The organism is Amycolatopsis sp. NPDC051758, assembly GCF_044453095.1.
GTDB lineage: Bacteria > Actinomycetota > Actinomycetes > Mycobacteriales > Pseudonocardiaceae > Amycolatopsis.
Genome location: NZ_JBITCJ010000028.1, coordinates 10,432 through 34,519 on the forward strand (window position 1 = coordinate 10,432; position 24,088 = coordinate 34,519).

The window sequence follows — 24,088 nt, forward strand, 5'->3', positions numbered from 1 at the left end:
GCGCCGCAAATACCCCACACTATTTGGGTGTGGTGGACCCCGGCCGGCCCCCCCCCACCCCCCCCCCCCCCCCCCCCCCCCCCCCCCGGGGGGGGGTGGGGGCCCCCCCCCCCCCCCACCGCCACATTGGGTGCGGTGGACGCACCCAATGCCACATTGGGGCGTTTGGGTCAGTTCTGGAGGGCGAAGGTGACGCCCGCGGCCTTCGGGGCCTCGGGACGCGGGAGCCAGCGGTCTTCGCTCACCGGCAGCTCGCCTTCGAGAGCCGCGAGGACGGCGTCGCGCGCCAGCGGCAGCACTGCTTCGACGCTGACGTCCCGCTGCAGCTCGTACGACAGCGACGTCACGCCCGCGTCGCGGATGCCGCACGGGACGATGCTGTCGAACGCCGCCAGGTCGGCGTTGCAGTTCAGCTCGAAGCCGTGCATCGTCACGCCGCGCTGGACGCGGATGCCGATCGCGGCGATCTTGCGCTCGATGCCGCGCTCGTCGGCGGGGATCCACACGCCGCTGCGGCCTTCGACGCGGCCGCTGTGCACACCCAGCTGGTCGCACACGTGGATCAGCGCCTCTTCGAGCCGCCGCACGTAGTGCACGACGTCGATCGGGTCGGCGAGCTTCACGATCGGGTAGCCGACCAGCTGGCCGGGGCCGTGCCAGGTGATCTTGCCGCCGCGGTCGACGTCGATCACCGGGGTGCCGTCGGTCGGGCGGTCGGCCGGCTCGGTGCGCTTGCCCGCGGTGTACACCGACGGGTGCTGCAGCAGGAGCATCGTGTCGCCGGCCGTGCCGTCGGCCCGGGCGGTGAGACTGCTCCGCTGGAGCTCCCAGGCTTCGGTGTAGTCGATCGTGCCGAGCTCCCGGACGTCGACGGGCTCGGTGCTGGCGCGGCAGGAAGTGCGGGAAGAACTCACCCGTCGAGGCTACGCCCGTCACCCGCCGGAAGCAGGCGCAAGGCACTGGCTGAGAGCAGGCCGACACCGGTCACCGCCAGCACTGCGCCGATCGTGTCGGTGACCCAGTGCACACCCAGCAGCACGCGGAAGACGGCGATCAGCACGGTGGCCGCCACGACGGCCACCGCGACCCGCTTCACCAGCCGCGGCCACAGCCACGCGCACAGCAGGAGCAGGACGAACCCGGTGCTCGCCACCGACGTCACGTGCCCGCTCGGGTAACTCAGGTCCGGGTAGTCGCGGGGGCGTTCACGCAGGAAGACCGGCTTGAACACCAGGCTGGTCAGCCGGCACAGCACCAGCACGACGGCGAGCTTGACGCACAGGCCGAGGTGCTCGCGGCGGCGCAGGGCCAGCGCCACCAGCGCCGTGCCGAGCACGAAGGGGAGCACCGGGCCGAGGACGTCGCTCCCGGCCTGGGCGACCCGCCCGAGCGGCTGCGTGTAGACACCGTGCAGGGCGTCCGCCACCTCGACGTCGAGGAAGAGCGGCTGCCGCGCGACGGACAGCCCGAGCACGATGAACGCGGCGAAGAGCACCACGCCGACGACCAGCCAGCGTTGCAGCGGAACGGTCATGCGGCGGCGAGCGCGCTGTCCAGCGTCGGGTGCCGGAACTCGTAACCGGACCGCTCCAGCGCGGCCGGGACGGCGCGCTGCCCGAACAGCGCCATCTCCTCGCCGGCCTGGCCGAGCACGGTCTTGAGCGCGATCCCCGGCACCCACCACGGCGCGGGCCGGTGCAGCGCGTGCCCGACCGCCTTGGTGAAGTCGGCGTTGGTCACCGGCCCGGGCCCGGTCAGGTTGACCGGACCGGACAGGTCGTCGTGGGTGAGGGTGTGCACGATCGCGCCAACCTCATCCTCCAGGGCGATCCACGGCATGAACTGGCGGCCGTCGCCGAGCCGCCCGCCCAGGCACAGCTGGAAGAGCGGGCGGAGTGTGCGGTACAGCCCGCCCTTCGCCGAAAGCACCAGCCCGGTCCGGATGTTCACGACGCGCGTGTCGCCGGCGCTCGCCGTCGCCGCTTCCCATGACTCGCACAGCTCGGCCAGGAAACCCTGCCCGCGCGGCGCGGACTCGTCCACAGTGGACGATCCGGCGTTGCCGTAGTACCCGACGGCGGAGGCGTTGACGAGCACACCGACACCGTGTTCGGCAACGGCCTCGGAAAGCACCTCGGTCGGCTCGATCCGGCTGTCGATGAGCTCCTGCTTGCGCATCGCGCTCCACCGGCCGGGGAACAGCGGCTTGCCACCCAGGTTCACCACGGCGTCGACACCTTCGAAGGCGCCGTTCGCGATGGTGCCGGACGGCGGGTCCCACCGGAACTCACCATCACCGCGCGCTTCGCGGCGCACCAGCTTGCGCTCTTCGTGCCCGTCGCGCCGCAGGCGTTCGCCCAGCGCCGACCCGATCAAGCCGCTCGCTCCGGCGATGAGTACTCGCATGCGTCGATCGTCGCGTATCGCGCGCGTGCCCGCACCTCCGGCCCGGAAACGGCGAAGGCCGCCACGGTCTCCCGTGGCGGCCTTCGTCAGGGTGTGCTCAGAGGCCGAGCTCGTCCTCGAAGTTGCCCTCTTCCAGACGCTGCTTGATCGTCATCAGGAAGCGGCCCGCGTCGGCTCCGTCCACCAGGCGGTGGTCGTAGGTCAGCGGGAGGTACGCCATCGACCGGATGGCGATGGTGTCGTTGCCGTCGGCGTCGGTGGCGACCACCGGGCGCTTGACAACCGCGCCGGTGCCGAGGATGCCGGACTGCGGCTGCACGATGATCGGCGTGTCGAACAGGGCGCCGACGCTGCCGATGTTGGTGATGGAGAACGTGCCGCCGGACAGCTCGTCGGGCTTGATCTGGTTGGCCCGCGCGCGGCCCGCCAGGTCGGCGATGCGGTGCGCGAGACCGGCCAGGCTCAGCTCGCCGGCGTCGTGGATCACGACCGAGAGCAGGCCGCGCTCGGTGTCCACCGCGATGCCCAGGTGCACGGCGCCGTGGTAGGTGATCTCCTTCGTGTCCTCGTTGTAGGACGCGTTGACGTTCGCGTGCTGCTTCAGCGCCTCGACGGTCGCCTTCGCGAAGAACGGCAGGAACGTCAGGTTGACACCCTCGCGCTCCTTGAAGGCACCCTTCGCCCGCTGACGCAGCTTGGCGATCTTGGTCACGTCCACTTCCTGGACCTGCGTGAGCTGCGCGGCGATCTGCAGCGACTCGCGGGTCTTGGTGGCCGTGATCTGGCGGATCCGGCTGGCCTTCTGCACGGTGCCGCGCAGCGCCTGGACCTCCGGGGAGACCGAGACGGCCGTCGGGCGCTGGGCAGCGGCCGGGGCGGAAGCCGCCGGGGCCTGCGCCGCCGGGGCAGCGGCAGCGGGCGCCGGAGCGGCCGCGGCCTTCTGCTTCTCCTCGGCCGCGGCCAAGACGTCCTGCTTGCGGATCCGGCCGCCGACCCCGCTGCCGGTCAGCGACGTGAGGTCGATGCCGTGCTCCGTGGCCAGCTTGCGCACCAGCGGCGTGACGTACGGGCCGTCCGCCGAACCGTCCTTCGACGCCGCGGCGGGAGCGGGCTCGGCCTTGGGCTCGGGCTTCGGTTCCGGCTTCGGCTCGGGCTTGGCCTCCTGGACCGGCTCGGGCTTGGGCTCCGGCTTCGGTTCCGGCTTGGGCTCGGGCTTCGGCTCCGGCTGCTTCTCCTCGGCCTTCGGCGCGGCGTTCGCGTCGCCGATCACGGCCAGGACGCCGCCGACCTCGACGGTCTCGTCCTCGCCCGCGCGGATCTCCAGCACCGTGCCGGCCACCGGCGACGGCACCTCGGTGTCGACCTTGTCGGTGGAGATCTCGAGCAGCGGCTCGTCGACCTCGACCGAGTCGCCGACCTGCTTCAGCCACCGCGTGACGGTGCCCTCGGTGACGCTCTCGCCCAGCTCGGGCAGCTTCACCTCGGTGCCTTCGCCACCCGCGGCCGGCGCGGTGTCCGGCTTGCTCGGCGCGCTGTCCTGGGCCTGCGGCTCAGGCGTCGACTCCGGCTGGGTCTCCGGCTCGGGCTCCGGCTCGGACTTCTGCTCTTCCTGCGCCGGGGCGGAAGACTCGGCGCCGCCGCCGGAACCGTCGTCGATCACGGCGAGCTCGCCGCCGACCTCGACGGTCTCGTCCTCCTGGGCGCTGATCTTCACGACCGTGCCCGCCACCGGGGAGGGCACCTCGGTGTCGACCTTGTCGGTCGAGATCTCGAGCAACGGCTCGTCGACCTCGACGGTGTCGCCCTCCTGCTTAAGCCACCGGGTGACGGTGCCTTCGGTGACGCTCTCCCCGAGCTCCGGCAGTGTGACGGAGTAGGCCATCGTTCGCTGACTCCTCTTTCAAGATTCTGCGTGGTCTGGATTCTGCTGGTGAGACGTCAGCTGTGCACGTGCAGCGGCTTGCCGGCCAGGGCAAGGAACGCTTCACCGAGGGCCTCGGTCTGGGTGGGGTGCGCGTGGATGAGCGGGGCGACGTCCTCGGGGAAGGCCTCCCAGCTGTAGATCAGCTGCGCTTCGCCGATCAGTTCGCCGACGCGGTCGCCCACCATGTGTACACCCACGACGGGCCCGTCCGGCGCCTTGACCAGCTTGACCCCGCCGGAAGTCTTCAGGATCTGGCTCTTGCCGTTGCCGCCGAGGTCGTAGGTGAACGTCGTGACGTCCGAGCCGTACTTCTCCTTGGCCTGCGACTCGGTCAGCCCGACCGACGCGACCTCCGGGTGCGAGTAGGTGACCCGCGGGATGCCGCTCTCGTCGATCACGCGCGGGCTCTGCCCGGCGATCTCCTCGGCGACGAAGATGCCCTGCTGGAAGCCGCGGTGCGCGAGCTGCAGGCCGGGGACGATGTCGCCGACGGCGTAGACGTTCGGCAGGTTGGTGCGCAGCCGGTCGTCGGTGAGGACGAAGCCGCGCTCGATCTTGACGCCGGCCTCCTCGTACCCGTGGCCGGCCGAGTTCGGGCCGCGGCCGACGGCGACCAGCAGCAGGTCGGCTTCGAGGGTCTCGCCCGACTCGAGGGAGACGCTCACGCCGTTGTCGTCCTGCTTCGCGCCGGTGAACCGGACGCCGGTCTTGAAGGCGATCTTGCGACGCCGGAACGCGCGCTCGAGCTGCTTGGAGGCGAACTCGTCCTCGTTCGGGACCAGCCGCGGCAGCGCCTCGACGATGGTGACGTCGACGCCGAAGGAGGCCCAGACGCTGGCGAACTCGACACCGATCACGCCGCCGCCCAGGACGACGACCTTCTTGGGGACGTAGTCGAGGGCGAGGGCCTGCTCGCTGGCGATGACGCGGCCGCCGAGCTCGAGGCCGGGCAGCGTGCGGGAGTACGAGCCGGTGGCGAGGATGACGTTCTTGCCGGTGTAGCGGGTGCCGTCCACCTCGACGGTCGTGCCGCCGACGAACGTGCCGCTGCCCTCGACGAGGTTCACCTTGTGCGCCTTGGCCAGGCCCTGCAGGCCCTTGTACAGCCGGGAGACGATCCCGTCCTTGTACTTGTTGACCCCGGCGATGTCGATGCCCTCGAAGACGGCCTTGACGCCGACCGCCTCGGCTTCGCGGGTTTCGTCGGCGACCTCGGCTGCGTGCAGCAGGGCCTTGGTCGGGATGCAGCCCCGGTGGAGGCAGGTCCCGCCGAGCTTGTCCTTCTCGATCAACGTGACGGAAAGGCCCAGCTCGGCCGCGCGGAACGCCGCGGCGTAGCCGCCCGATCCGCCTCCCAGGATCACGAGGTCGGCGGAGGTGTCGGTCACTTCAATAACTCCTCGGCAAGCAGTGGGGTGGTGCTCTGTCGTCGCCTGTGCCCGGTATAACCGCGCGCGCGACACCCGCCATCTTGTCACTACGCCGGAGGAGGCTGCGAGCTAGCCGGGTGTGCGACACCGACCACACGCGGAGTCCGGGATAATGAGCAGGGAAAGTCTCGGGAGGGAAGGTGGTCGCGGTGGGCCTGTTCGACTCGCTGCGCAGGCGTGCCAAGGGCGGTCAGAAGGCCGGCACGCTGCGGAAAGCCAGCTCCGACGATACCCGGCACCTCGAAGAATGGGCGGCTTCGCGCCGGGGTGTCGAGGCCTTCGTCGAGCCGAAGACGAACGTCACCGAGACCACTGTGGTGTTGATCGCCCACGACGGTGAATGGACCCGCCGCCGCATCGCCAGCCTCGAATCGGCGCAGCAGTTCGGCCACCGCCGGTCGATCCCGGTCTACGAGGTCGCCCGGGTCGGCTACCCGAAGCGGATGCGCGAGTACACCGAGCGGAAGAAGCGCGGCCAGGTCTAGAGCTCGACCCGGCCGACGACCTCGCCGTTGAAGGTCTGGCCGGTGGGGCGGAAGCCCAGCTTGAGGTAGAACTCCTCCGGGCCGCCCTCGGCCGGGATCCACAGCACCGTGGCGGTCTTTTCACCCCGCCGCCGTGCCTCTTCGAGGACCGTTTCGACGGCGAACCGGCCGTGGCCGCGGCCCTGGACCCCGGCGCCGACGTTGAGGCGCCAGATCCCGCAGCGGAAGAAGTCGAGCTCCGCCTCCGGGTGGAACCCGCCCATGACGAAGGCGACCGGTTCGCCGTCGTCGAGGATCAGCCGCGGCCAGGCGATCTCCGGCTGGGTGTAGGCCTCGGCGAGCGAGACGGCGACCGGCGCGACGAAGTCCTTCTGGTGCGGCTCGACGGCCAGCTGGCACGCGGCGGCGACGTTGTCCGGGGTGATCTTCTCCACGGTGAGGGTGGTCACCCGGACCAAGCTAGCCTGCCTGGGCGAGCAGGGTGGCGTGCTTGACCAGCGCCGCGCGGAACGACGGGTGGACCGTGGTGCCGAGCACCGGGTCCACCTCGACCACGTGCGACGCCGAGAGCAGCAGCACCGCTGGTTCGGCGAGGATCACCACGCCGCCTTCGGCCCGCAGGTCGGCGGTGCCGAGCAGGCGCGGGAAGACGACATCGGCGGGCAGGCCGTCACAGGTGCGCAGGAATTCGCGGAAGTCCTCCGGCAGTTCGACGCCCAGCCGCAGCTCCGCCGAGCGGATCGCCGCTTCCGACGCCGGGGGCGGGAGGGTGGCCCGGCCGCGCAGGAGCGAGCGGGCCGGCCGTGTGGGGTCGAGCGGCGGCTCTGCCCGGCCGGTCGCTGTGGTGTCGCCGTGCGGGAGCGGGCCGGCCGCGCGTGGGTCCGCCGGGGCGTCGCCGCGCAGCCGCATGATCTCCGCGACCAGCTGCGGCCAGGTGCCCGAGTCCGCCGGGTACCGCTCGTGCAAGGCCGCGATCAGCGCACCGGCGCAGGCCGGGGTCCAGTCGCGCAGGCCCAGCGGGTCGACGCCGGCCACCAGCGCCGGGGCCAGCGCGCGCGTCGCCGCCAGCGTCGCCACGTCCGGCTGCGGCCCGGCCAGCGATGCCCACCGCGTGAGGTCGCCCTCGGCGAGCGCCGTGCGGACGCGGTCCGGACGGGCCGGCGCGACGTGCTTGACCACCTCGGCGACCGGCCCCGGCAGGAGGACGCCGTCCAGGTCGGAGACCGGCTTCCGCAGGAAAGCCGTGTGCGCGCGTTCTTCGGCGTCGAGATCGAGGGGTGCCAGGCCCGCCGCCCACTCCGGACGGCCGCCGCGGGCTTCGAAGAGCATCGCCCACGCGCGCGCCCGCACCGGGGCCGCCGCCAATGCGGTCACCGGGCGTTCCGCGCGGGTCAGCCACTGCCCGGCCAGCCGGTCGGCCTCGTCGAGCGCGCCGGTGACGGCGAGCAGCAGCGCGGCGTAGCCGACCTGGTCGTCGAGACCCGGTTCGGCGCCGGTCAGGACGTCCCGGACCGCCGTCTCGAGGTACTCGCCGGCATCCACGCCCCGACCCTAACCGAGCGCTTGCTTCGCCCCCGGGTGCAGCGGGACCGGGTCGGTCTGCGTCGCCAGCTGCTTCGTCATCTCCTTCGCCGCCGGGTGGACCTTCGCCAGGTCGGCCTGCTTGTCGAAGATCAGCTTCGTGAGCGCGCACGCGTTGGCGGCCGGGAAGTCCTCGCGCACCAGCAGCAGGTTGGGCACCACGACCGTCGGCACGTCCGCCGGCTGGCCGTAGGTCGCCTTCGGGATCACGGCCTGGTCGTAGACCGGGTTGACCTGCTTCAGCGCCGGCAGCAACGGCGTGATGTCGAGGAACTTCACCTTGTCCTTGAGCGCCGTCGTGATGTCGGTGATCTGCGCGGTCGGCAGGCCGCCGGACCAGACGAGCCCGTCGAGCGTGCCGGACTTCATGCCGTCCGCCGTCTTGGCCAGGTCCAGCCGCTGGGCCTGGACGTCGGTGTCCGGCTTGAGGCCCGCGGCCTGCAGCAGGCGGTTCGCGATCACCTCGGTGCCCGACTTCGGCGAGCCCGTCGAGATCCGCTTGCCCTTCATGTCCGCGACGGAGTTGATACCCGCGTCCGCCCGGACCAGCACCTGCGTCGAGTTCGGGTAGATCCGGGACAGCGCCTGGACCTTCTGCGGCTTGCCGTCGAAGGAGCCCTTGCCGTTCACCGCGTCCGCCGCGGTGTCCGCCAGCGAGAACGCGATGTCGTAGTTGCCCGCGACGAGCTGCTGGATGTTCTGCACCGACGCGCCGGTCTCCGCCGCCGTCGCCCGCAGCTTCGTGTTGTTGCTGATCAGCTGGGCGAGCCCGCCGCCCAGCACGTAGTACACCCCGCCGCTGTTGCCGGTGGCGATGGTGATCCGGCCTTCGCCGGCCTCGCAGGACTGCGCCGTCCCACCCGGGGCGGGCTGGTCGGCCTGCTGTTTCCCGCCGCAGCCGGTGACGGTCAGAGCGAGTACCGCGGCAGCGGCGAAAACGCGTTTCATGCTGTCCTCCTCTTGAGCACGGCGTGGGCGAGCACGGCGGCAACGGCGAACGCGGCGCCGACCGCGATCGGCACCGGTTCCAGGTAGAGCAGGCACAGGGCGGCCGGGACGAACAGCAGCCGCACCGGCAGGCGGACCGGCCCGAACAGCCAGCCGCCGGTCACCACCGCCAGCGCGCCGACGGCCACCGCGGAGACCGCCGCCACCCACAGCACGGTCAGGGCGTCGGACTCCAGCAGCAGCGCGGCGCCGTTGTCGGTGAGCACAAAGGCGATCGGCACCAGGAACGCCGGCAGGGTGTACTTCCAGCACTGCCACATGGTGCCGAGGACCGACCCGCCGGTGATCGCGGCCGACGCCACCGCGGCGAGCGCCGTCGGCGGGGTGACCTCGGAAAGCACGGCGTAGTAGAAGATGAACATCGCGCGCTCGGCGTCGGCCACCCCCAGCGTCTCCAGGGCCGGGCCGATCACCACCCAGGCGATGATGAAGCTCGCCGTCACCGGCACCGCGAGCCCGAGCACACCGACCGCGACGGCCGAGAGCAGCACGGTCAGGATCAGGATCACCGTGCCGTTGTCGGTGAGCGCGCCGGCCAGTTCGACCAGCGCGTCCGCGAGCTCGAGGCCGAGGCCGGTCTTGGTGATGGTCGAAGTGATCACGCCGGCCGCGGCGCACACCGCGATCACCGGCAGCGCCCCGCGCACCCCGGCCGACAGCGCGTCGACCATGTCCTTGGCCCAGCCGCGGACGTCGCGGCGGCGGGCGATCAGCGCGAACAGCGCGGCGACCCCGGTGGCGTAGACGACCGCGGCGAACGGCGGGATGTCCAGAGCCAGGAACACCACGATGATCGCCAGCGACAGGAAGTGGTAACCGCCGGTCAGCAGCAGCTTCCCCGGGTCACCGCGCGGGACGTCGACCGGCTCGGCCTTGAACCGGCGCGCGTCGGCCTCCATCGCGAAGACGATGCCGAGGTAGTAGAGCAGCGTCGGCACGGTCGCCCAGATCAGCACGGTCAGGTACGACGTCTGCAGGTACTCGGCGATGATGAACGCGGCGGCGCCCAGCGTCGGCGGCGAAAGGATCGCCCCGATCCCGGACGCGGCGAGCAGCCCGCCCGCGTTTTCCCTGGGGTAGTTGGCTTTCTTCAGGATCGGCCAGGTGATCGAGCCGAGGCTGACCGCGGTCGCGGTGCCCGAACCGGAGACCGTGCCGAGCAGGAAGCCCGACAGCACAGTGGTTCTTCCCGGTGCGGTCCGGGACTTCTGGAAGGCGGCGAACGAGATGTCGACGAAGAACTGCCCGGCGCCGGAGGCGTTGAGCACCGCGCCGTAGAGGGTGAACAGCACGATGTAGCTGGCCGCGACGTCCAGCGGGGTGCCGTAGAAGCCGCTCGCGTCGTTGAAGAGGGCGTTGACGATCTGGCTGAAGTCGATGCCGGCGTGCGCGATGCCCCAGTTCTGCGGGAGGTAGCCGCCGTAGTAGGCGTAGGCGAGGAAGAGCAGGCAGACGATCGGCAGCACCAGCCCGGTGGTGCGGCGGGTGGCTTCGAGGATCAGCACGAGCAGCAGCGCGCCGGCCACGATGTCCAGTGGTGACAGGATTCCCTGCCGGTCGAGGAAGGCGTCGTACCCGGACAGCACGGGGTAGAGGCCGACGGCCAGCGCGACCACGGCGAGCGCCCAGTCCGTCCAGCCGGGAACGTCGGCGGCGCGCCGGTGCGGGCGGTAGCAGAGGAACACCAGCGGCAGCGTCGTGCCGAGGAAGAGCACCAGGTAGAACTGGTTGCCCTTGGCGAACGGGAAGAAGACCTGCTTGAGCACCAGCACGGCGACGGCGAGCGCGACGAAGTAGACGATGCGGTCGGGCACCCGCGGGAGCTGCCGCGCCGGCCGTTCCTCGTCGTGCTCGGCGGCGATCGCGGCGGGCGTGTCCTCTTCGACCGGTTGGGTCGGTTGGGTCATCACTGCCCCCTTCGCGATGGTGACACCGTACGGTGTCGCGGATCACACCGAAAGCGGCATTTGGATCACGCTCGCCGGAAACGCCGAAGGGGCCCCCGCCGTGGCGGGAGCCCCTTCGGGCGAACCGTTTCTCAGCCGTTGGCGGCGATGTCCGCCAGCACCGCGGCGATCGTGCGGACCGGGACGCCGGTGCCGCCCTTGCCGGTGTAGCCCCACGGCGAACCCGTGTTGAACGACGGGCCCGCGATGTCGATGTGGACCCAGTCGAGGCCGTCGGCGACGAACTCCCGCAGGAAGATGCCCGCCGCGAGCATGCCGCCCCAGCGGTGGCCCGTCACGTTGGCGAGGTCGGCCAGGCGCGAGTCGAGGTCGGCGCGCAGCTCCTCCGGCAGCGGCATCGCCCAGCCGTTCTCGCCGGTGGCCTGCATGATCCCGGCGACGCGGTCGCGGAAGTCCTCCGACCCCATCACGCCGGCGGTGCGGTTGCCGAGCGCGACGACCTGGGCGCCGGTCAGCGTCGAGGTCTCGATCAGGTAGTCCGGGTTCTCCTCGGCGGCGCGCACCATCGCGTCGACCAGCACGAGCCGGCCCTCGGCGTCGGTGTTGAGCACCTCGACGGTCTTGCCGCCGTACATCGTCAGCACGTCGCCGGGCCGGTATGACGTCCCGGACGGCAGGTTCTCCGCCAGCGGGATGTGCGCGACGACCTCGAGCGGGTACTTCAGCTTCGCGGCCAGGACGACCGAAGCGAGCACGCCGGCGGCGCCGGACATGTCCGAGGTCATGTGGTCCATGTTCGCGGCGGGCTTGAGCGAGATGCCGCCCGAGTCGAACGTGATGCCCTTGCCGACCAGCGCGACCTTCTTCGCGGCCTTGGCCGGCTTGTAGGCGAGACGCACCAGGCGCGGCTGGCGCGAGGAGCCGCCGCCGACGCCGAGGATGCCGCCGAAGCCCTTACGCTTGAGGGCCTTCTCGTCGAGGACCTCGAACTCGAGGCCGTTGTCCTCGGCCAGCTTCTTCGCGCGGTCGGCGAAGGAGGCCGGGTAGAGGTCGTTCGGCGGGGTGTTGATCAGGTCGCGGGCGGTGAGGACGGCCTCGGCGATGGAGCTCGCCGCCTTTAGCGTCGCCTTGTGCTCGCGGGCGGTGCCGTCGGACGGGGTCGCGAAGTCGGCCTTCGCGACCGGGGCGTCACCCTTCTCCGAGCGGTACGCGGTGAAGACGTACGAGCCGAGGATCGTGCCCTCGACGGCGGCCTGCAGGTCGAGCTCCGACAGCGTGACGAACGCGCGGTCGGTGCCGGCCAGCGCGCGACCGGCGGCGCCGGCGGCGCGGCGGACCTGCTCGGGGGTGACGGCGGCGCCCTCCTTGCCCAGGCCGACGGCCAGCACAACACCGGCGGGCAGCTTGCCCAGCGTCGGGATCTTGACGACCTCTTCGGCCTTGCCGCTCGCGCCGAGCGTGGCGAGCAGGCCGGCGAGGCGGCCGTCGAAGGCGGCGTCCACGGCGGCGGCGCCGGCCGCGAGCACCGGGCCGTCCTCGCCCTGCAGGGTGCCGATGACGACCACGTCGGCGCGCGTCTTGGCCAGTGCCTCCCCGGTGTTGTCGGACAGGGCGAGCTTAGGCACGGTCACTTCTGGCTCCTCGCGCGTTCTCGGTGGTACCGGGCGCCGGCCCGGCCGGGATCGTGAGCCATGCTAATGACGACCGGACCACGGGTGAACGGCGGGAGAGGGAGGGCCGCGTGCGGCTGGGCGGTGGGTTGCTGGTGGCGCTGGCCGCCGGGGCGGCGGGCGCGGGCTGGTGGCTGCTGGCCGGGCTGGTGCTGGCGGCGGTCGTCGCGGGCGTGACGGCGCGGGTGCCCGAACCCGGGGACGCCCTGGTCGACCGGGTCGTGGTGGCCGTCGCGCGGCTGTCCGAGGTGACGATCTACGCGATCGCGTTCGGCGCCTACGTCTTCCCGGCCCACCGCGAACTCGCCGCAGCGGTGTTCGTCGTCGTGGTGACCGGCGCGGGGTTCGCCGGGTTGAAGATCCCGACGATCGTCGGGCGCGTCGCGGGCGGGCTGCTGCTCGCCGCGGGGCTGGTGCTGGTCGCGCTGTGCGTCGCGGTGACGCCGGTGTCGACGGCCGGCGGCGGTCTCCAGGTGCCGGATTTTGCCGGCGTGCTCGTCGCCGCCGTCGTGACGCTGCCGTTCCTGCGGCCCACGGGCCGCGAAAACGCGGGCCTGCGTGTGCTGTTGCTCGGCGCGGTCGCCGTCCTGGCCGCCTTCGCCGCGCTGTACCAGCTCGGCGCCGTCCGGCTCGGGCTGTCGCTGACGTCGTTGCGCGACCTGCTTTCCGCCGTCGACGCGGACTCGCTGCAGCCACTGCTCACCGTCGTGGCCGTGGTCGCCACCGTGGTGCCCGCGCTCGCCGCCGGGGCCGAGGTCCGGGAGCGGACCGGGACACCCGGGCTCGCCGGTCTGGTCGTCGCCGCGGTGGCCGCGTACTTCCTGCCCGCCCTGCCGGTTCTGGTCGTCGCGGGGCTGGCAACCGTGATCGAGCTGCTACTGGGCGTACGCGCGCGCAGGTACAGTGGATCGCGTGAGTGATCGACGCTGGCGCCCCGGCGCGACCGTGATCGAGCGGTTCCACCGGCCGGACGGCTCGATCGGCCAGATCCACCCGCTGCGTGTGCTCGCCGACGACGGCCGCGTCCTGCTCGGCTGGATCCCGGCGGGCACCCCGATCGTCGGCAGCCGGCTCGCCGACGGCCGGCACATGGCGGACGCGCCCCTGGACCAGCGGTTCCGCATCCCGCGGGTGCCGGTGCCGGACTTCTGGCACCGCACGTCCACGCTGCGCCGCATCGCCGAAGACGAATGGTCGTCGGTGTGGTGGTTCTTCGACGCCGAAGGCCGCTTCACGAACTGGTACGTCAACCTCGAGGTCCCGCTCGGCCGGAACTCGGCGGGGGTGGACCGCATCGACGGCGTGCTCGACGTCGTCGTCGACCGGGACGGCACCTGGCGCTGGGACGACGAAGACGAGGCCGAGGTCGCGCTCGACGCCGGCCGGCTGACGCGGGACCAGCTCGACCGGCTGCGCGCGGAAGGCGAGCGGATCGGCGCGCTGGCCGAGCGCGGCGCCTACCCGTTCGACGGCACGGACACCGACTTCCGCCCGGACCCGGCCTGGCCGGCGCCCGAGCTGCCCGCGGAGCTGCTGGCCGGGCTCAGCCCGCGGTCAGGATGAGGATCAGCGCCAGCACGGCGTTGACCACCGCGAGGATCACGACCGACTTCGTCGGGATCACCTTCGGGAACACCACCTTGCCGTGGATGCTCCGCCACCACACGACGGCGAACACCCCGCCGACCAGGCCGAGGAAGCCGCCGAAGCCGCTGCTCAGCACCGCCCAGCCGACCAGGCCGAGCAGGCCGACGCCGAAGGTCAGCAGCACCGCGGTGACGAACGTCTTGACGTCGGCCCCGCCGGTCTTGGGCCGGGGGACCGGCTCAGTTGAGTGGAAGGTCACGCCTTCATCCTAGTGTGAGTCTTATTTGGGCTAGCACGGCGCAACGGACCGTGGGTTTGCCGGCTTTGGTGACCTTGGCGCCGGGCGACGGCTGAATAAGGCTCATCGGTTACAGCGCGAGCGCGGACCGCCCGGAACAGTGGGACATCCGACTAACGCGCTTCCGACCAAGCGGTATCGTCGAGCCATGACGACCACGACGCAGTTCGCCCACGTCCCGCACCCGAGTCCTGCGAGCGCGGACCGTGTCGCGGAGGTACTCGGCGCTCCTGGTTTCGGCACCTACTTCACCGACCACATGGTCACCGTCAAGTGGTCGAAGGCCGAGGGCTGGCACGACGCGCAGGTCGGCCCGTACGCCCCGTTCACCCTCGACCCGGCGACCTCGGTGCTGCACTACGGCCAGGCCATCTTCGAGGGTCTCAAAGCCTACCGCCAGCCGGACGGCTCGATCGCGTCGTTCCGCCCGGACGCCAACGCCGCGCGGTTCCAGCAGTCGGCCGAGCGGCTCGCCATGCCGCAGCTGCCGGAAGACGTCTTCATCGAGTCGCTGCGCGAGCTCATCGCCGTCGACAGCCGGTGGGTGCCCACCCGTCAGGGTGATTCCCTCTACCTGCGGCCGTTCATGATCTCGACGTCCACCGGGCTCGGGGTCAACAGCCCGGCCGCCGACTACGTCTACACGGTCATCGCGTCCCCCGCCGGGTCGTACTTCGCCGGTGGCGTGAAGCCGGTGAGCGTCTGGCTGTCGACCGAATACGTGCGCGCGGCGCCCGGCGGCACCGGGGCCGCGAAGTGCGCCGGCAACTACGCGGCGTCGTTCGTGGCGCAGGCGCAGGCCGTCGAGAAGGGCTGCGACCAGGTGGTCTGGCTCGACGCGGTGGAGCGGCGCTGGGTCGAGGAGATGGGCGGGATGAACCTGTTCTTCGTCTTCGGCTCCGGCGAGAACGCCCGGGTGGTCACACCGGAGCTGACCGGCTCGCTGCTGCCCGGCGTCACCCGCAAGTCGCTGCTGCAGCTCGCTTCGCGGCTCGGGTACAAGGTCGAGGAACGCCGGATCTCCACGGACGAGTGGGAGAAGGCGTCGGCGTCCGGTGAGCTGACCGAGACGTTCGCCTGCGGCACCGCGGCGGTGATCACGCCGGTCGGCCACGTCAAGCACGCGAACGGCGAGTTCACCATCGCCGACGGGCAGCCGGGTGCCCTGACGATGAAGCTGCGCGAGGAGCTGACCGGCATCCAGGAGGGCACCCGCCCCGACCAGGACCACTGGATGGTCAAGCTCGCCTGAGGTTCAACGCCGTGAAGGGCACCCTCATGGGGAGGGTGCACTTCACGGCATTTCAGGTCAGGTGGCGGTGGCGGGGATGAGCGGGCCGGACACCCCGGCCTGCTCGTGGGTCGCCGTCTCGGCCAGGACGCGCGCGGCCATCATCAGCAGCGGCAACGCCGTCACCGCGCCGGTGCCTTCGCCGAGCCGGACGTCCAGCTCCAGCAGCGGGCCCAGGTCCAGGTGCTCGAGCGCCAGGGAGTGGGCCGGCTCGGCGGTCCGCTGCCCGGCCACCCACCAGCGGCGCGCGCCGGGGGCGAGGTCCTCGGCGACCAGGGCCGCGGCGCACGCGACGAGCCCGTCCAGCACCACCGGCGTCCGCCGGACCGCGGCCTGGGCGAGGAAGCCCGCCATCGCCGCGATGTCCGCGCCCGCCGTGGTGCGCAGCAGGGCGAGCGGGTCGGCCAGCACCGCGCGGGCCCGGCGCAGGGCGTCGCGCACCGCGGTGGCCTTGCGCATCCAGGCGTCGTCGTTGATGCCGGACCCGCGCCCGACGACGGCCACCGGCTCGCTGCCGGTCAGCGCCGCGACGAGCACCGACGCCGGCGTGCTGTTGCCGATCCCCAGGTCACCCGGGATGAGCAGGTCCGCGCCGCCGTCGACCTCGGCGTCGGCGATCGTGATCCCGGCCCGGACGGCGGCCTTGACCTCGGCGTCGCTCAGCGCGTCCTCGACGTCGATGGAGCCGGAGCTGCGGCGGACCTTGAACTCGCCGATCGAGCGGGTCGCCGGCGCTTCGGAGTCCACGGCCATGTCGACCACGCGGACACTCGCGCCCGCGGCGGCGGCCAGCACGTTGATCGCGGCGCCGCCGGTGAGCATCGTGCCCAGCAGCTGCGCGGTGACCTCGGCGGGATAGGCCGAAACACCTTTCGCGGCGATGCCGTGGTCCCCGGCGAACACGACCACCCGCGGCCGGGTGAACGGCCGCGGCGGCGACTGCCCCTGGCAGGCCGCGATCCAGACGCCCAGCTCCTCCAGCCGGCCGAGCGACCCGGCGGGCTTCACCAGCTTGTCGTGCAACACGATCGCCGCGGACCGCGCGTGGTCGTCGGGCGGGGTGATCTCGGGGAACTCGATGTCTTCCGGCTCCACACCAGGCCCTTTCTCTAACCACGGCAACGCTGTGGCCAACCTACCGGCCGGGCGGCACCGGTAGTCTCGCGGCTCGTGGAGACGACGGCGGCCGCGGTGGTGCTGGCCAGTGGCGCGGGCACCCGCGTCGGCGCGAAGCTGAACAAGGTCTACCTGCCCCTGGCGGGACGGCGGGTGGTGGCGTGGTCGCTGGACGCCTTCAAGCGCGTTCCCGGCATCGGGGTGCTGGTGCTGGTGATCCGGCCACAGGACCGCGAACTCGCCGAAGAGGTCGTCGACGGGGACGTCGAGGTCGTGCACGGCGGGGACACGCGCCAGGCGTCCGAGCTCAACGCGCTGCGCCACCTCGCTCCGCGCATAACACGCGGCCGGGTCGACGCCGTGCTGCTGCACGACGCGGCCCGGCCGCTGGTCCACTCCGATCTGGTCGGCGCGGTGCTGGCCCGGACACGCGAGGACGGGGGGGCTGTGCCGGGCCTGGCCGCGGACGACGTCGTCGGGGTGGATGCCGGGCACCTGGTCGCCCAGGTGCCCGGCGCGATCCGCGTCCAGACGCCTCAGGGCTTCCGGGCCGGACCGCTGCTCGAGGCCTACGAGAAGGCCGAACGCGAAGGCTTCTTGGGTACCGATACCGCGTCGTGCATGGAACGGTTCTCCTCGCTGCCGATCCGGTGGGTCCCGGGGGCGCCCGAGAACCTCAAGATCACCTATCCCCACGACCTGGTGGCCGCGGAGCGGCTGCTCGCCCGCTGAGCTCTAGGCGCACGCGGGCGGGCCGCCGCCGTCGTCCCCCTCTTCCTCGGTTTCGGTCGTGCTGCTGGTCGGCCGGATGGTGACGTCCCGCCGCAGCTCCGGCGGGATGTGGCACTCCGGCTGTGGCCGGAGTGCCTGCAGCGGCGCGCCCGGGGTGCCGGGCTCCGCCAGCGTGAGCACCGCCCGCAGCGCCCACACCGGGGTGGCGTGGTACTGCCAGGTGACGACCCGCGGGCTGAACACGTCCGTGCCCGGGAACGTCGGCACGCGGTAGGCGCTGGCCCGGTGCTCGTCGCGGAGGATGATGACGTCCGCGCAGGTCGGCCACCGGTGTACCGCGGCGTAGATCTCCGGCGCCTCGCGGCCGCCGAACAGGTGCAGCACCCATTTGCGGCGCCGGAGCTCCTCGAGGAGTTCCTCGAGGCCCGGGCCGCTCGAACCGAGGTGAGGTGTGGGCGGGGACACACTTTCGAGGGTAACTTGCGTACTAGAGCGCAGTCCAGCGCGTGTACTAGTACACCTGGGTGGTTCTGAACAGGGCTTTGTGGGACACACTCCGGCGTGCTAGAACACTTGTGCGTGCGTCGTCCTGTGAGGAGCCGCCTTGCCCACCCTCGACCGTCCTGAGCCGCCGTACCTGCAGATCGCGGGCCGGATTCGTGACGACATCCTGTCCGGCCGGCTGCAGGAGGGCGACGCGGTGCCGTCCGCGCGCGAGATCGCGCGCACGTGGGCCGTCGCCATGGCGACGGCCACCAAGGTGCTGGCCACCCTGCGTTCCCAGGGCCTGGTGCGCCCGGTGCGCGGCGTCGGCACGGTCGTCGACCGCGGCGGCCTGCACCGCACGGCCCGCGACCGCAGCACCGCCTCGGCGCGGACCGGCCGGATCTACCCGCCCGGCCACTACGCCGTGATCCGCTCGGCCGGCCTCGAGCCGGCGTCCGAGCGGGCCGCGGCCGCCCTGGGCCTGGAGGAGGGCGCCCCGGCGGTCCGCCGGCGGCGCACCACCTACGGGCCGGATTCGCGCCCGCTGTCGACGTCGACCTCGTGGTTCGACGGCGCGTTGTCGGCGAAGGCGCCGGCGCTGCTGGTGCCGGAGCGGATCGTCGAAGGCACCGCGGCCCACGCGGCGGCCCGGCTGGGCACGAAGATCGTGACCACGCAAGAACGGCACGCGGCGGGCCGGGCGAGCGAGGCGGAGGCGGCCGAGCTCGAGCTGCCCGCCGGGTCGCCGGTGCTGCTCGGCCGGAGCACCTTCCTGGCGGCCGACGGGACGGTCGTCGAGTACGGTGAATCCGCCGCCTTGCCCGACCACTGGGTTTTCTACGAGTACACGACTGAGGACGGCGAATGAAGCACATCCACGCGGGCAAGGTCCGTGACCTGTACGAGCTCGACGGCGGGGACATCCTGCTCGTCGCGTCCGACCGCGTCTCGGTCTACGACGTGTCGCTGCCGACGCCGGTCCCGGACAAGGGTGCGCTGCTCAACCAGCTGTCCGCGTGGTGGTTCGAGCGGATGGCCGACGTCGTCCCGAACCACGTGGTGTCGACCACCGACGTACCGGAAGAGTTCGCCGGGCGCGCGATGCGCTGCAAGCCGCTGAAGATGATCCAGGTCGAGTGCATCGCGCGTGGCCATCTCGCCGGCCTGGGCCTGCGCGAGTACCAGCGCGACGGCAAGATCTCGGGCGTCGCGCTGCCGCCGGGGCTGCTCGAGGGCGACAAGCTGCCGGAGCCGATCTTCACGCCGACCACGAAGATCTCCGACACCGGGCACGACGAGTTCATGACCTTCGACGAGGTGATGAGCGAGATCGGCGAGGACGCCGCGAAGCGGCTTCGCGAGCTGACGCTGGAGATCTACACGAAGGGCGCGGAGCACGCGGCGAAGCAGGGCGTGATCATCGCGGACACGAAGCTGGAGTTCGGCTTCGACGCCGACGGCACCCTGACCCTCGGCGACGAGGTCCTGACGTCGGACTCGTCGCGGTTCTGGCCCGCCGACCAGTGGGAGCCGGGCCGCCCGCAGCACGCGTTCGACAAGCAGTACGTCCGCGACTGGTCCCTCACCACCGGCTGGGACAAGACCCCGCCCGGCCCCGAGATCCCGGCCGACGTCGTCGAGCAGACGCGGCGGCGCTACACCGAGGTGTACGAGCGGATCACGGGGAAGACCTGGGTCCGTGGGTAGTTTCGACCCGTACCAGCTGATCGACGACGTCGAGAGCCTGCTCACCGAGCGCGGCCTGGAGCCTTCGCGCCTGCCCGGGCGCGGAGGCGACCGGCTGGCCGGCGCCAGCCGCCTCCTGCGCGGGTTCGGGCTCGAGCCCCGGCTGGCCCCGGAAGACGCGCTCGATCTCGACGTGCCGTTCCAGGGCCGGATCAACCAGGACTAGCTAGGGGCTCTTCGTCAGGCTCGCGTCGCGCTCGACGACGTCACCGAGGACGTCGTCGATGGCGGTCAGCAGGTCGGCGTCGAGCTTCTTGCCGGCGGCCTTGACGTTCTCGTGCACCTGCTCCGGGCGCGAAGCCCCGATGATCGCCGAAGCGACGTTCGGGTTCTGCAGCACCCACGCGACGGCCAGCTGAGCGAGGCTCAGGTCGGCCTGCTTCGCGAGCGGCTCCAGCTCGGCGACGCGCTTGAGGACGTTCTCGTCGAGGAAGCGGGCGACCATGTTGGCGCCGCCCTTCTCGTCGGTGGCGCGCGAGCCGGCGGGGTAGTCCTGGCCGGGCTGGTACTTGCCGGTCAGCACGCCCTGCGCGATCGGCGACCAGACGATCTGGCTCAGGCCTTCGCGCTCGGAAGCCGGGATGACCTGGTCCTCGATGACCCGCCAGAGCATGTTGTACTGCGGCTGGTTGGAGACGAAGGGGATCTTCAGTTCGCGGGCGAGGGCGGCGCCGCGGCTGATCTGCTCGGCCGTCCACTCCGAGACGCCGACGTAGAGCACCTTGCCCTGCCGGACGAGGTCGGCGAAGGCGAGCATGGTCTCTTCGAGCGGAACGGTCCGGTCGAACCGGTGCGCCTGGTAGAGGTCGAGGTAGTCGGTGCCGAGGCGCTCGAGGCTCGCGTTGGCGGACTCCATGACGTGCTTGCGGGACAGGCCCTTGTCGTTGGGCCCCTTGGGGCCGGTGGGCCAGAAGACCTTGGTGAAGATCTCCAGGCTCTCGCGCCGCTGCCCCTTGAGGCCGCGCCCGAGCACGGACTCGGCGGCGGTGTTGGCGTAAGCATCTGCAGTGTCGAAGGTCGTGATCCCCGCGTCGAGGGCGGCCTTGATGCAGGCGTGCGCCTGGTCTTCCTCGACCTGGGAACCGTGGGTGAGCCAGTTCCCGTACGAGATTTCACTGACGTTGAGGCCGCTGCGGCCGAGACGACGAAACTCCATGGTGGTGAGCTTAGGCGGTAATCGTTTGCTTTGCTAACGACCCTGGAGTGACTCCAGCTTCACTTCGGCGGTTCGTCCTTCTCTTCCGACGGTGGGCCGCTCTCGATCTCGAAGAAGGGCATTTTGAGCCGGAAGCGCTCACCGTCCTTGCGCTTCGAGAGGTGGAGGCGATAGATCAGCCAGGCGCCGAGGAAGACGACGACCAGGATGGCGGCGACTGCCCACAGGCTCGCTGCGGACATCCCGGCAACCCGGGACAGGACGACTTCGAACGACACGCGCAGCCCTCACCGCAGCGGGATCCGGGGCGCCCGCCGGCAGTTCAGGGTGTGCTTGCTGTCGCCGACTCACTGCCAGAACTTCGTGGGCATCGATCCCGGACGGCTGCCTGGGAAGCCGATCGACGCCCATAGCCTCTGCTGAGATCGAGATCAAAAGCCTGTCGAGCCGCGGGAACCGCGAGTCCGTACCTTTTGGCGCAGGTACTAACTTCAGCTCCCGATGCTGCGCGCTCCAAGATACCGCAGTTTGACGAAACGCCTGTGGGCTCCGAGCGGTCGCGGACAGCAAGAAGGCGGGTGGAGGCTCGCTCCACCCGCCTTCTCGAAATCAGCTCAGTTCGGGATCGGGTCCCCAGGCTTCAGTCGCGGCTTCGGCACCCGCAGCTTGCGGATCTGCGAAGCCCGCACGAACGCGTACCAGCCGATCGACCGGCCGCCCACCGCTTCCTTCGGGAACTTCTCCCGGACCAGCTTCGCGATCTTGCGCCCGTTCACGAAGCCTTCGATCGCCATCACCAGCAGCATCGCCGTGCACAGCAGCGTGATGTACGACTGCACCTGGGGCAGCGGCACCAGTAGCGCCAGGAACACCAGGATCGCCAGCGGCATGAACAGGCCGAGCAGGTTGCGCCGCGAGTCGACCAGGTCGCGGACGTACGCCTTCACCGGGCCGCGGTCGCGCGGGAGCAGGGCCTTGTCGTCGCCCCGCATCATCGCCTCGCGGCGGGCCTTCGCCGCCGCCCGGCGGTCTTCCTTGGTCTGCGGGTTCGCCTTGCGCAACTCCTTGTTGCGCTTCATCGCCTCGCGCATCGTGGTCGGCGGGGGCGCGACCGGGCCCCGGCGCTTCGCCTCCGCCTCCCGCCGCTTGGGCGTGGCCTTGCCCTTACCCGGCGTGAACGACTTGCCGCCGACGTCGACGGATTCGGTCGCGGCCGGCTCGTCGGCGGCGGTGTCTGTGGTGCTTCGGCGCAGGAACCTCACCTCACCAGGGTATTGCAGGCGTCACGCCGCCGTTCACCAGGTCGATCGATGTGCGACCATGATGGGGAACAGATCGGACGCACCGGGTGTTGGACGTAAGGCACCAGGAGTATCCGCAGTGAGTTCGAACCTAGAGGGAGTGCCATGACGACCGCTGAGCACGCCGGCGCGACGCAGGCCGAGACCGCCGAAGAGACCCACGGCGTCACGCTGACCGACACCGCGGCTGCCAAGGCGAAGGCCCTGCTCGAGCAGGAGGGCCGCGACGACATGCACCTGCGTATCGCCGTCCAGCCCGGTGGCTGCGCGGGGCTGCGCTACCAGCTGTTCTTCGACGAGCGCACGCTCGACGGCGACCTGTTCCGCGACTTCGACGGCCTCAAGGTCGCCGTGGACCGGATGAGCGCGCCGTACGTGTCGGAAGCCGTCATCGACTTCGTGGACTCGATCGAGAAGCAGGGCTTCACGATCGACAATCCGAACGCGACCGGGTCCTGCGCCTGCGGCGACTCGTTCCACTGAGTCGGCGCCGGACGTAAGAAGGCCCCGCCCCCCGAAAGGGAGGCGGGGCCTTCTTCGTTGCTGTGGACTCACACGTAGGCGTCGAGCTCCGCGACCTGCGCGTGGCAGGCCTCGTCGACCTCCCACGGCTCGGCCGTGACGCGGGGCAGCGGCAGGTTCTCGGCCTGCAGGGCCGCCGGGATGAGCGCGCAGTCGGCGATCAGCTCGGACAGGGTCTCGGGTTCGGTGACGGCGTTCACGATTCGTAACGCTATTGATCCGCTCACGACTGGAGAAGGAGTACCAGCCGGTAGTGTCGGGTGGGCGTGCGCGAACTACCCGGATGGGTCATGACCCGGGGGTAACTTCGCGCCTTTTGCCGTGAGGTCGAGCACAAAGGAGCAGCGGTGGCAGACAAGGCCAGGATCGCGGTGTCCGGCAGTATCGCAACCGACCACCTCATGCACTTCCCAGGCAGGTTCGCCGAGCAGTTGGTCGCGGAGCAGCTGCACCGGGTTTCGCTGAGCTTCCTCGCCGACGACCTCGTCGTCCGGCGCGGCGGCATCGGCGCGAACATCGCGTTCGGCCTCGGGGTGCTCGGCGTGCAGCCGGTGCTCGTGGGCGCCGTCGGAGCCGACTTCGCGGACTACCGCTCGTGGCTGGAGCGGCACGGCGTCGACACCTCCGGGGTGCACGTGTCCGAGGTCGCGCACACCGCGCGCTTCGTGTGCACCACCGACCAGGACCTCTGCCAGATCGCGACGTTCTACGCCGGTGCGATGGCCGAGTCCCGCAACATCGAGCTGCAGCCGATCGCCGAGCGCGCCGGCGCGCTGAGCCTGGTGCTGATCAGCCCGGACGACCCGGAGGGCATGGTCCGCCACGCCGAGGAGTGCCGCCAGCGCGGCTACACCTTCGCCGTCGACCCGTCGCAGCAGCTGGCCAGGATGACCGGTGAGCAGGCCCGCGACTTCGTCGCCGGTGCGAAGTACCTGTTCAGCAACGACTACGAGTGGGAGCTGCTGCTCCAGAAGACCGGCTGGACCGAGGCCGACGTCCTCGACCAGGTCGGCGTGCGGATCACGACGCTGGGGGAGAAGGGCGTCGAGATCGTCGGCAAGGACGGCGTCGCCCTGCAGATCGGTGCGGTGCCCGAGCGCGCCAAGGCCGACCCGACCGGCGTCGGCGACGGCTTCCGTGCGGGCTTCCTGGCCGGGCTCGACGGCGGCCTGAACGTGGAGCGCGCGGCCCAGCTCGGCTCGCTGATCGCGGTGCTGGTGCTGGAGACGATCGGCACGCAGGAGTGGACGCTCGACCGCGCGGACGCGCTGGCCCGCATCGGCGAGGCGTTCGGCCCGGAGGCGGCCACCGACATCTCGGCGGTCCTGCCGGCCTGACCTGGGTTTTTGCCGCAGCCGGACATCCGCTCGACGGAGGTCCGCCCCAGGTGGAAGATGACGGTCGGGAGACCGTCAGGGGGGCGGATCTCCGTCGAGGGGGAC

The 24,088-nt window shown here is 71.3% G+C and carries 27 protein-coding genes; 10 read left to right on the top strand and 17 right to left on the bottom strand.

What is annotated here, in order from left to right; all coding sequences use genetic code 11:
- Window positions 1-170: 170 nt before the first annotated feature.
- The 5 genes from lipB to lpdA form a co-directional block, all read right to left on the bottom strand.
- Window positions 171-914, bottom strand: coding sequence for a lipoyl(octanoyl) transferase LipB (lipB, locus tag ACIA5G_RS53140; protein ID WP_395938109.1), 744 nt, complete (start codon window positions 912-914; stop codon window positions 171-173).
- A complete protein-coding gene (locus tag ACIA5G_RS53145; RefSeq protein WP_395938111.1) occupies window positions 911-1,534 on the bottom strand; it encodes a phosphatase PAP2 family protein in 624 nt (207 codons plus the stop codon). Before ACIA5G_RS53145 ends, lipB begins: the two co-directional genes overlap by 4 nt.
- Complete coding sequence (locus ACIA5G_RS53150; RefSeq protein WP_395938113.1) at window positions 1,531-2,406, bottom strand: TIGR01777 family oxidoreductase; 876 nt, start codon at window positions 2,404-2,406, stop codon at window positions 1,531-1,533. The genes ACIA5G_RS53145 and ACIA5G_RS53150 overlap by 4 nt, the downstream gene beginning before the upstream one ends.
- A gap of 97 nt (window positions 2,407-2,503) precedes the next feature.
- Window positions 2,504-4,288, bottom strand: a complete 1,785-nt coding sequence (gene sucB, locus ACIA5G_RS53155) for a 2-oxoglutarate dehydrogenase, E2 component, dihydrolipoamide succinyltransferase (protein ID WP_395938115.1) — start codon at window positions 4,286-4,288, stop codon at window positions 2,504-2,506.
- Window positions 4,289-4,344: 56 nt separating this feature from the next.
- A complete protein-coding gene (gene lpdA, locus ACIA5G_RS53160) occupies window positions 4,345-5,718 on the bottom strand; it encodes a dihydrolipoyl dehydrogenase (RefSeq protein ID WP_395938117.1) in 1,374 nt (457 codons plus the stop codon).
- 182 nt (window positions 5,719-5,900) lie between these two features.
- On the opposite strand from lpdA, the gene ACIA5G_RS53165 reads away from it, so the two are divergent.
- Window positions 5,901-6,245, top strand: a complete 345-nt coding sequence (locus ACIA5G_RS53165; protein WP_395938119.1) for an oxidoreductase — start codon at window positions 5,901-5,903, stop codon at window positions 6,243-6,245.
- Here the strand turns inward: ACIA5G_RS53165 and ACIA5G_RS53170 are convergent.
- The 5 genes from ACIA5G_RS53170 to ACIA5G_RS53190 all read right to left on the bottom strand — a co-directional run bounded on the left by ACIA5G_RS53170 (window position 6,242) and on the right by ACIA5G_RS53190 (window position 12,372).
- The gene (locus ACIA5G_RS53170) at window positions 6,242-6,694 is read right to left on the bottom strand and encodes a GNAT family N-acetyltransferase (protein WP_395938121.1); all 453 of its coding nucleotides are present in this window, start codon (window positions 6,692-6,694) and stop codon (window positions 6,242-6,244) included. The genes ACIA5G_RS53165 and ACIA5G_RS53170 overlap by 4 nt on opposite strands.
- A gap of 10 nt (window positions 6,695-6,704) precedes the next feature.
- Window positions 6,705-7,787 carry an SMI1/KNR4 family protein gene (locus ACIA5G_RS53175; RefSeq protein ID WP_395938123.1) on the bottom strand — a complete coding sequence of 361 codons (1,083 nt, stop codon included), beginning with the start codon at window positions 7,785-7,787 and terminating at the stop codon, window positions 6,705-6,707.
- 9 nt (window positions 7,788-7,796) lie between these two features.
- Window positions 7,797-8,774, bottom strand: coding sequence for a TAXI family TRAP transporter solute-binding subunit (locus ACIA5G_RS53180; RefSeq protein WP_395938125.1), 978 nt, complete (start codon window positions 8,772-8,774; stop codon window positions 7,797-7,799).
- Window positions 8,771-10,741 (bottom strand): TRAP transporter permease, encoded by a 1,971-nt coding sequence (locus ACIA5G_RS53185; RefSeq protein WP_395938127.1) that lies wholly within the window; start codon window positions 10,739-10,741, stop codon window positions 8,771-8,773. The genes ACIA5G_RS53180 and ACIA5G_RS53185 overlap by 4 nt, the downstream gene beginning before the upstream one ends.
- A gap of 131 nt (window positions 10,742-10,872) precedes the next feature.
- Window positions 10,873-12,372 carry a leucyl aminopeptidase gene (locus ACIA5G_RS53190; RefSeq protein ID WP_395938129.1) on the bottom strand — a complete coding sequence of 500 codons (1,500 nt, stop codon included), beginning with the start codon at window positions 12,370-12,372 and terminating at the stop codon, window positions 10,873-10,875.
- A 110-nt stretch (window positions 12,373-12,482) separates the two neighbouring features.
- On the opposite strand from ACIA5G_RS53190, the gene ACIA5G_RS53195 reads away from it, so the two are divergent.
- Together ACIA5G_RS53195 and ACIA5G_RS53200 are read left to right on the top strand one after the other, a co-directional pair.
- Window positions 12,483-13,331 (top strand): hypothetical protein, encoded by an 849-nt coding sequence (locus ACIA5G_RS53195; protein ID WP_395938131.1) that lies wholly within the window; start codon window positions 12,483-12,485, stop codon window positions 13,329-13,331.
- Window positions 13,324-13,974 (top strand): DUF402 domain-containing protein, encoded by a 651-nt coding sequence (locus tag ACIA5G_RS53200; protein ID WP_395938133.1) that lies wholly within the window; start codon window positions 13,324-13,326, stop codon window positions 13,972-13,974. The genes ACIA5G_RS53195 and ACIA5G_RS53200 overlap by 8 nt, the downstream gene beginning before the upstream one ends.
- On the opposite strand, the gene ACIA5G_RS53205 is transcribed toward ACIA5G_RS53200, so the two are convergent.
- Window positions 13,955-14,257 carry a hypothetical protein gene (locus tag ACIA5G_RS53205; RefSeq protein ID WP_395938135.1) on the bottom strand — a complete coding sequence of 101 codons (303 nt, stop codon included), beginning with the start codon at window positions 14,255-14,257 and terminating at the stop codon, window positions 13,955-13,957. The two genes, ACIA5G_RS53200 and ACIA5G_RS53205, sit on opposite strands and share 20 nt — an antisense overlap.
- A 187-nt stretch (window positions 14,258-14,444) precedes the next feature.
- Between ACIA5G_RS53205 and ACIA5G_RS53210 the strand changes: the two genes are divergently transcribed.
- The gene (locus tag ACIA5G_RS53210; protein WP_395938137.1) at window positions 14,445-15,548 is read left to right on the top strand and encodes a branched-chain amino acid aminotransferase; all 1,104 of its coding nucleotides are present in this window, start codon (window positions 14,445-14,447) and stop codon (window positions 15,546-15,548) included.
- A gap of 57 nt (window positions 15,549-15,605) precedes the next feature.
- Here the strand turns inward: ACIA5G_RS53210 and cobT are convergent, their stop codons facing one another.
- Window positions 15,606-16,682, bottom strand: coding sequence for a nicotinate-nucleotide--dimethylbenzimidazole phosphoribosyltransferase (gene cobT / locus ACIA5G_RS53215; RefSeq protein WP_395938139.1), 1,077 nt, complete (start codon window positions 16,680-16,682; stop codon window positions 15,606-15,608).
- A gap of 75 nt (window positions 16,683-16,757) precedes the next feature.
- Here cobT and ACIA5G_RS53220 point away from each other — a divergent pair, with 75 nt between their 5' ends.
- Window positions 16,758-17,435: a 2-C-methyl-D-erythritol 4-phosphate cytidylyltransferase gene (locus tag ACIA5G_RS53220; RefSeq protein ID WP_395938141.1), complete on the top strand. Its 678-nt coding sequence runs from the start codon at window positions 16,758-16,760 to the stop codon at window positions 17,433-17,435.
- Between the two features lie 3 nt (window positions 17,436-17,438).
- Here ACIA5G_RS53220 and ACIA5G_RS53225 read toward each other — a convergent pair whose 3' ends face one another.
- A complete protein-coding gene (locus ACIA5G_RS53225; protein WP_395938143.1) occupies window positions 17,439-17,900 on the bottom strand; it encodes a hypothetical protein in 462 nt (153 codons plus the stop codon).
- 139 nt (window positions 17,901-18,039) lie between these two features.
- Between ACIA5G_RS53225 and ACIA5G_RS53230 the strand changes: the two genes are divergently transcribed.
- The 3 genes from ACIA5G_RS53230 to ACIA5G_RS53240 are packed head-to-tail and all read left to right on the top strand — an operon-like array spanning window position 18,040 to window position 19,833.
- Window positions 18,040-18,789, top strand: a complete 750-nt coding sequence (locus ACIA5G_RS53230) for a GntR family transcriptional regulator (RefSeq protein ID WP_395938145.1) — start codon at window positions 18,040-18,042, stop codon at window positions 18,787-18,789.
- On the top strand, window positions 18,786-19,628 hold the full coding sequence (locus ACIA5G_RS53235; RefSeq protein WP_395938147.1) for a phosphoribosylaminoimidazolesuccinocarboxamide synthase: 843 nt from the start codon (window positions 18,786-18,788) through the stop codon (window positions 19,626-19,628). Before ACIA5G_RS53230 ends, ACIA5G_RS53235 begins: the two co-directional genes overlap by 4 nt.
- Window positions 19,621-19,833, top strand: coding sequence for a hypothetical protein (locus ACIA5G_RS53240; RefSeq protein WP_395938149.1), 213 nt, complete (start codon window positions 19,621-19,623; stop codon window positions 19,831-19,833). The genes ACIA5G_RS53235 and ACIA5G_RS53240 overlap by 8 nt, the downstream gene beginning before the upstream one ends.
- Here the strand turns inward: ACIA5G_RS53240 and ACIA5G_RS53245 are convergent, their stop codons facing one another.
- The 3 genes from ACIA5G_RS53245 to ACIA5G_RS53255 form a co-directional block, all read right to left on the bottom strand.
- On the bottom strand, window positions 19,834-20,823 hold the full coding sequence (locus tag ACIA5G_RS53245; RefSeq protein WP_395938151.1) for an aldo/keto reductase family protein: 990 nt from the start codon (window positions 20,821-20,823) through the stop codon (window positions 19,834-19,836).
- A 59-nt stretch (window positions 20,824-20,882) separates the two neighbouring features.
- The gene (locus tag ACIA5G_RS53250) at window positions 20,883-21,101 is read right to left on the bottom strand and encodes a hypothetical protein (protein WP_395938153.1); all 219 of its coding nucleotides are present in this window, start codon (window positions 21,099-21,101) and stop codon (window positions 20,883-20,885) included.
- A gap of 336 nt (window positions 21,102-21,437) precedes the next feature.
- Window positions 21,438-22,085 carry a DUF3043 domain-containing protein gene (locus tag ACIA5G_RS53255; RefSeq protein ID WP_395938155.1) on the bottom strand — a complete coding sequence of 216 codons (648 nt, stop codon included), beginning with the start codon at window positions 22,083-22,085 and terminating at the stop codon, window positions 21,438-21,440.
- A 144-nt stretch (window positions 22,086-22,229) separates the two neighbouring features.
- Here ACIA5G_RS53255 and ACIA5G_RS53260 point away from each other — a divergent pair, with 144 nt between their 5' ends.
- Window positions 22,230-22,607, top strand: a complete 378-nt coding sequence (locus ACIA5G_RS53260; RefSeq protein WP_395938157.1) for a HesB/IscA family protein — start codon at window positions 22,230-22,232, stop codon at window positions 22,605-22,607.
- A gap of 68 nt (window positions 22,608-22,675) precedes the next feature.
- Here ACIA5G_RS53260 and ACIA5G_RS53265 read toward each other — a convergent pair whose 3' ends face one another.
- Window positions 22,676-22,846 carry a hypothetical protein gene (locus tag ACIA5G_RS53265; RefSeq protein WP_395938159.1) on the bottom strand — a complete coding sequence of 57 codons (171 nt, stop codon included), beginning with the start codon at window positions 22,844-22,846 and terminating at the stop codon, window positions 22,676-22,678.
- Window positions 22,847-22,993: 147 nt separating this feature from the next.
- Between ACIA5G_RS53265 and ACIA5G_RS53270 the strand changes: the two genes are divergently transcribed.
- Window positions 22,994-23,983 (top strand): carbohydrate kinase family protein, encoded by a 990-nt coding sequence (locus ACIA5G_RS53270; RefSeq protein WP_395938161.1) that lies wholly within the window; start codon window positions 22,994-22,996, stop codon window positions 23,981-23,983.
- Window positions 23,984-24,088: the final 105 nt, after the last annotated feature.

Coding starts and splice junctions, on each gene's coding strand:
- ACIA5G_RS53145 (WP_395938111.1), bottom strand. CDS start 1,534: ATGACCGTTCCGCTGCAACGCTGGCTGGTCGTCGGCGTGGTGCTCTTC.
- ACIA5G_RS53150 (WP_395938113.1), bottom strand. CDS start 2,406: ATGCGAGTACTCATCGCCGGAGCGAGCGGCTTGATCGGGTCGGCGCTG.
- sucB (WP_395938115.1), bottom strand. CDS start 4,288: ATGGCCTACTCCGTCACACTGCCGGAGCTCGGGGAGAGCGTCACCGAA.
- ACIA5G_RS53180 (WP_395938125.1), bottom strand. CDS start 8,774: ATGAAACGCGTTTTCGCCGCTGCCGCGGTACTCGCTCTGACCGTCACC.
- ACIA5G_RS53185 (WP_395938127.1), bottom strand. CDS start 10,741: ATGACCCAACCGACCCAACCGGTCGAAGAGGACACGCCCGCCGCGATC.
- ACIA5G_RS53210 (WP_395938137.1), top strand. CDS start 14,445: ATGACGACCACGACGCAGTTCGCCCACGTCCCGCACCCGAGTCCTGCG.
- ACIA5G_RS53235 (WP_395938147.1), top strand. CDS start 18,786: ATGAAGCACATCCACGCGGGCAAGGTCCGTGACCTGTACGAGCTCGAC.
- ACIA5G_RS53245 (WP_395938151.1), bottom strand. CDS start 20,823: ATGGAGTTTCGTCGTCTCGGCCGCAGCGGCCTCAACGTCAGTGAAATC.
- ACIA5G_RS53260 (WP_395938157.1), top strand. CDS start 22,230: ATGACGACCGCTGAGCACGCCGGCGCGACGCAGGCCGAGACCGCCGAA.